Origin of the sequence: Nocardia sp. NPDC059195, assembly GCF_042754695.1 — a bacterium.
In the GTDB taxonomy this organism is placed as follows: domain Bacteria; phylum Actinomycetota; class Actinomycetes; order Mycobacteriales; family Mycobacteriaceae; genus Nocardia.
In genome coordinates this window covers 1-5,538 of record NZ_JBHZBG010000059.1, presented here as the reverse complement: position 1 = coordinate 5,538, position 5,538 = coordinate 1, and the positions used below count along the sequence as shown (strand labels likewise).

Genomic DNA, 5,538 nt, shown 5'->3' with positions numbered 1-5,538 from the left:
CGACCCCTGGGTTGCGGCGGCCACGAAGTGGCCGGGCCGCGGCCGGGTCGCCGATCTGGGCTCGAAAGCGCTGAGCCGAAGGCTCTAGTCTCGAGCCCTGATCGGCGGCCCCTCAGGGCCGCGGACACGCGCGCGCCAGCGCGCCAATAAACACAGCGTCCAACCGTCTGGGACTACCGAACAATTCGATCCCGGCACATACCCACGCGCACACCCTGCTAATCTAAAACGGTAACGATTTCCATTACGATCTACAGCTTGCCCGCCAGGAGTGCCGCGTGAACCCTCGATTCGCCCGCTTGTTCGCCGGTCTCACGGCAGGAGTGGCGGCCGTGGTCGTCCTCAGCGCCTGTGGCACCAGCTCCACCGATTCCGGTACCCCGCAGATCGTCGCCTCCACCAATGTGTGGGGTTCGGTCGCGACCGCCGTCGCCGGGCCGGATGCGCAAGTGACCTCGATCATCAGCGATCCCGCCGCCGACCCGCATTCGTTCGAGACCTCGGCCACCGACACCGCCAAGATCAGCGACGCGGATCTGGTCGTGTTCAACGGCGGCCACTACGACGAGTTCATCGAGAAGGCCATCTCGGGCAAGGACAAGCGGACCGTCGAGGCCTTCGAACAGCGCGTGCACAAGGGCGACGAGAACGAGCACGTCTGGTACGACGTGAGCACCGTCGCCGCCGTCGCCGACCAGATCGCCGCCGAACTCGGCCAGGTCGACGCGGCCCACGCGAATGCCTACACCGAGCGCGCGGTCGCCTTCAAGAATCAGCTGATCGGCGTCAGCACCATCACCGGCACCATCGCCACCCAGACACCGAACGCACCGGTCGCCCAGTCCGAGCCGCTCGCGCACTACCTGCTGCTGGCCGCGACCGCGCAGGACAAGACCCCGCGCGAGTTCCAGGAAGCGATCGAGCAGGAGACCGACCCGGCCCCGGCCGCCGTCGCCGCCACCCGCGACCTGATCACCGGCAAGCAGGTGAAGGCGCTGATCTACAACTCCCAGACCGAGGACAAGATCACCCAGGACCTGCGGGCCACCGCGCAGTCCGCGGGCATCGCTGTTGTCGAGGTCACCGAAACCCTGCCCGCTGGAATGGATTACATCCAGTGGCAGACCGCCAACGCCAAGGCGCTAGCCGCGGCCCTGCGCTGAGGACATCCATGACCGAAGCCACCGCACTGTCGGAATCCACCACCGCGCGCGACGTCGATGCCGCCGACGCGGCGATCCGGCTGCGCGCGGCGACCATGGCCTTCGGCGACCGCACCCTCTGGCATGACCTCGACCTCGACGTGCGACCGGGTGAGTTCATCGCCGTCCTCGGACCCAACGGCTCGGGCAAGACCTCGCTGCTGCGGGTACTGCTCGGCACGCTCGGCTTGAGCTCGGGCAGCGCGCAGATCGCCGGACGGCGCGCCGGGGTCGGCAATCCGGGCATCGGCTACATCCCGCAGCAGAAGACCATCGACGCCGGCGTGCAGCTACGCGGGGTCGATCTGGTGGGACTCGGTGTGGACGGGCACCGGTGGGGGCTCGGCTGGCGTGGTCGACGCAGCCGGGCCGAGAAGGTCGACAGCGCCATCGCCGCGGTGGGTGCCGGGTCGTTCGCGCACGCGCCGCTGGAGACGTTGTCCGGCGGCGAGCAGCAGCGGTTGCGGGTCGCGCAGGCGCTCGTCGGCGACCCGTCCGTGCTCCTGTGTGACGAACCCCTGCTGAGCCTGGACATGGCGAATCAGCGGCTGGTGGCCGAGCTGGTCGACAAACGCCGCCGCGAACACGGCACGGCGGTGCTGTTCGTGACGCACGAGATCAATCCGATCCTGCCGCTGGTGGATCGGGTGCTGTACCTGGTCGACGGCGGGTTCCGGATCGGCACGCCCGATGAGGTGATGACATCGGCGACGCTGTCGGAGTTGTACGGCACCGAAGTCGAGGTGTTGCGCGTGCGCGGCCGCCTGGTCGTGGTCGGCACCGGTGACGACATGGACGCGCTCGGCGGTACGGCCTGATGGAAAAGCTCACCAAGGTCTTTCAGCAGATGTTCGACTTCGGCACCACCGCGAATCTGCTCAGCTATGACTTCGTGCAGCAGGCGCTGCTGGCGAGTGCCCTGCTCGGGTTGCTGGCCGGGTTGATCGGGCCGTTGATCGTCGCCAGGCAGATGTCGTTCGCGGTACACGGCACCAGCGAGCTGTCGCTGACCGGAGCGTCGGCGGCACTGCTCGTCGGTGTCGGGGTCGGATTCGGGGCGATCGCCGGTTCGGTGGTCGCGGCCGTGCTGTTCGGGTGGCTGGGTTCTCGTGCGCGCGAACGCGATTCGGTGATCGCGGTGGTGCTGTCGTTCGGGCTCGGCTTGTCGGTGCTGTTCCTGTGGCTCGCGCCGGAGCGGGCCGGGTCGAAGTTCTCGCTGCTCACCGGACAGGTCGCCGGAGTCGGCTATGACGGGCTCGCGTTGCTGGTCACGTGTACCGCGGGTGTGCTCGCCGTGCTCGCTGTGGTGTATCGGCCGTTGCTGTTCGCCAGCTCCGATCCCGAGGTCGCGATCGCGCGTGGGGTGCCGGTGCGGGCGCTGTCGGTGGTGTTCGCGGTACTGCTCGGCATCACCGCCGCGTTCGGGGTGCAGATCGTCGGCGCGCTGCTGGTGCTCGCGTTGCTGATCACACCCGCCGCGGCGGCCGCGCAGGTGACCTCGAGCCCGATGCGGGCGACCGTGCTGTCGGTGATCTTCGCCGAGATCGCCGCGGTCGGCGGGCTGCTGCTGTCGCTGGCGCCCGGAGTTCCGGTGTCGACCTTCGTCACCGCGATCTCGTTCAGCATCTACCTGGTATGCCGGGTAGTCGGACATCGCAATCGGCAACTCGCACCCGCGCGCTGAACCGATAGAACACAATCGATTCATGATCGATTTCTCTGTGCCGGACGATCTCGCCGCCCTGCGTGACCGGGTTCGGAACTTCGTCGTCGAGCAGATCGTGCCGTTCGAGCGCGATCCCCGCCTCACCGCGCACGGCCCGACCGACGAATTGCGGGCCGAACTGGTGGAGCTGGCCCGCGCCGAGAAGCTACTGACCGTGCAGGCGCCGGTGGAACACGGCGGGTTGGGGCTCAGTCACGTCGAGCAGGCGCTGGTGTACGAGGCGGCGGGGTGGTCGACGCTCGGGCCGGTCGCCATGAACTGCGCCGCGCCCGACGAGGGAAACATGTTCCTGCTCGGCAAGATCGCCGATCCGGAGCAGATCGACCAGTACCTGATGCCGGTGATCCGGGGCGAACAGCGCTCGGTTTTCGCGATGACCGAACCCGGTGGGGCCGGGTCGGATCCCGGGCAGCTCAGCACCGAGGCGGTCTTCGACGGCGAGCACTTCGTGATCAACGGTCTCAAATGGTTGATCACCGGGGCCGACGGCGCCAAGACCTGGATCATCATGGCCCTGCTCGCCGAGAACCCGCACCTGCCCGCCGGGCCGACCCTGTTCATCACCGAAGGTGACGCGCCGGGCATCGTGATCGAGCGGATCATGAACACGATGGACCGCAATTACGTCGGCGGGCACGCGGTGGTGCGGTTCGACAACCTCACGCTGCCACCGACGGCCGTGCTCGGCCGCACCGGACAGGCCCTGCGGTACGCGCAATTGCGGCTGGCACCCGCCCGGCTGACCCACTGCATGCGCTGGCTCGGCGCCGCCGCCCGTGCCCAGTCCATCGCGCTGGACTACGCGCGCACCCGCACCGCCTTCGGCAAGCCGATCGGCGAACACGAGGGCGTGTCGTTCATGCTCGCCGACAACGAGGTGGCGCTGCACCAGTGCAGGCTGACCATCTGGCACGCCTGCTGGCTGATGGACCAGGGGCAGCAGGCCAGACACGAGTCGTCGATGGCCAAGTCGTACGTGTCCGAGGAGCTGTTCAAGGTCACCGACCGGTGTGTGCAGGTACTCGGCGGAATCGGGATCAGCGACGAAACGGTGGTGGAGATGTTGTTCCGGGATATGCGCGCATTCCGGCTCTACGACGGACCGACGGAAGTGCACAAGTATGCGATCGGCAGACACTTGCTGGCCGGTCGCTAGTACGATTCGATCCCATGAGTTCGGAATTGCTCGTCGATGTCGAAGGCGGCGTCGCCTTGCTGACGCTCAACCGACCTGCCAAGCAGAATGCCGTCACCCCGACGATGGCCGCCGAGCTGAGCGCCGCGCTACGACGCTGCGATATCGAGGACGCGATCCGCGCCGTGGTGATTACGGGCACTGCACCGGCCTTCTGCGCGGGCGCGGATCTGGCCGCGCGCGGTGGCGACGTGAGCGCGACGCTCGATCCGCCGCCCTGGCAGGTTCGCAAACCGGTGATCGCGGCGGTGAACGGGCACGCGGTCGGCATCGGTCTGGCGCTGGCCTTGCAGTGTGACCTGCGGTATTTCGCTCGCGACGCGGTGTACGGGCTGAACCAGGTGCGTCGCGGGGTGCTCGCCGACGGGTTCGCGCACTGGACGGTGCCGCGATTGGCCGGGCTGGCCAACGCCGCCGACATCATGCTCACCGGGCGCACGTTCGACGGTGACGAAGCCAAGTCACTCGGCCTGGCCAATGCCTCGCTGCCCGCCGACGAGATCCTGATGACGGCGATGGCGGTGGCGCACGATATCGCCACCGGCACCGCTCCCCTGCCGGTCGCGCTGACCAAGCGGCTGATCTGGGAGAGCCTCGGCATGACGCCCACGGTGGTCGGGCAGCTCGAATCCGAGCTCAACGCGCAGGTTGCCAAGAGTGTCGACGGCGGCGAGGCGATGGTGGCGTTCAAGGAACGTCGCCCGCCGAATTGGACCGGCAGCGTCAGCGGCGAATGGCCGGCCTGGGACGCTCCCGGCGAACGCCCGAGCCTGGACTGAACTCAGAAATTCCCGTTGCAGGACCCGGCTAGATACAGCAGCGCCAAGAGCAGCATGCAGATGGTGCCGACGATGCCGGCGATATAGCCGATCACCACCTGCGAGCGGCCACTGAGCGCCCCGTAGGACGCGTCGATCTCATTGAGTGCCCGCTTGCCGAGCACCCACGCGACCGGCCCGAAGATCCCGCAGCAGAACGGGCTGAGCAGCCCGAGGACGAGGATCAGGTTGGCCTGCGGGTGCTCGACCGTCTCACCGATCGGCTGATTAGGGATCGCCACCCGTCGAATCTTACTGTGCCGGAGGGCCGCTGACGCGAACTACGCACCCACCCGCACGCCCCCAAATCCGCCACGCCCACACCCCAGCCACACCGCACACCCCGAAGACCACACCCCTACCGCACCACCAGCCCCACCGCACACCCCGAAGACCACACCCCTACCGCACCACCAGCCCCACCGTGCACCCCCGAAGACCACAGCCCTACCGCACTACCAGCCCCACCGTGCACCCCCGAAGACCACAGCCCTACCGCACTACCAGCCCCACCGTGCACCCCCGAAGACCACAGCCCTACCGCACTACCAGCCCCACCGTGCACCCCCGAAGACCACAGCCCTACCGCACTACCAG

Annotated in this window: 6 protein-coding genes; 5 read left to right on the top strand and 1 reads right to left on the bottom strand. The window is 67.9% G+C overall.

Going from position 1 to position 5,538, the window contains the following annotated elements; genetic code table 11:
• Positions 1 to 278: 278 nt before the first annotated feature.
• The 5 genes from ACFXKN_RS33365 to ACFXKN_RS33345 are packed head-to-tail and all read left to right on the top strand — an operon-like array spanning position 279 to position 4,902.
• Positions 279 to 1,163, top strand: coding sequence for a metal ABC transporter solute-binding protein, Zn/Mn family (locus ACFXKN_RS33365; protein ID WP_379434784.1), 885 nt, complete (start codon positions 279 to 281; stop codon positions 1,161 to 1,163).
• 8 nt (positions 1,164 to 1,171) lie between these two features.
• Complete coding sequence (locus tag ACFXKN_RS33360; protein ID WP_379434782.1) at positions 1,172 to 2,020, top strand: metal ABC transporter ATP-binding protein; 849 nt, start codon at positions 1,172 to 1,174, stop codon at positions 2,018 to 2,020.
• Positions 2,020 to 2,886, top strand: a complete 867-nt coding sequence (locus tag ACFXKN_RS33355; protein WP_379434781.1) for a metal ABC transporter permease — start codon at positions 2,020 to 2,022, stop codon at positions 2,884 to 2,886. The genes ACFXKN_RS33360 and ACFXKN_RS33355 overlap by 1 nt, the downstream gene beginning before the upstream one ends.
• Before the next feature lie 22 nt (positions 2,887 to 2,908).
• A complete protein-coding gene (locus tag ACFXKN_RS33350) occupies positions 2,909 to 4,084 on the top strand; it encodes an acyl-CoA dehydrogenase family protein (protein ID WP_379434779.1) in 1,176 nt (391 codons plus the stop codon).
• Positions 4,085 to 4,098: 14 nt separating this feature from the next.
• Entirely contained in the window at positions 4,099 to 4,902 is an 804-nt protein-coding gene (locus ACFXKN_RS33345; protein WP_379434778.1) for an enoyl-CoA hydratase/isomerase family protein, read from the top strand.
• Positions 4,903 to 4,904: 2 nt separating this feature from the next.
• On the opposite strand, the gene ACFXKN_RS33340 is transcribed toward ACFXKN_RS33345, so the two are convergent.
• Positions 4,905 to 5,183, bottom strand: coding sequence for a DUF4190 domain-containing protein (locus tag ACFXKN_RS33340; RefSeq protein WP_379434776.1), 279 nt, complete (start codon positions 5,181 to 5,183; stop codon positions 4,905 to 4,907).
• Positions 5,184 to 5,538 lie beyond the last annotated feature (355 nt).

Coding starts and splice junctions, on each gene's coding strand:
- ACFXKN_RS33360 (WP_379434782.1), top strand. CDS start 1,172: ATGACCGAAGCCACCGCACTGTCGGAATCCACCACCGCGCGCGACGTC.
- ACFXKN_RS33355 (WP_379434781.1), top strand. CDS start 2,020: ATGGAAAAGCTCACCAAGGTCTTTCAGCAGATGTTCGACTTCGGCACC.
- ACFXKN_RS33350 (WP_379434779.1), top strand. CDS start 2,909: ATGATCGATTTCTCTGTGCCGGACGATCTCGCCGCCCTGCGTGACCGG.
- ACFXKN_RS33345 (WP_379434778.1), top strand. CDS start 4,099: ATGAGTTCGGAATTGCTCGTCGATGTCGAAGGCGGCGTCGCCTTGCTG.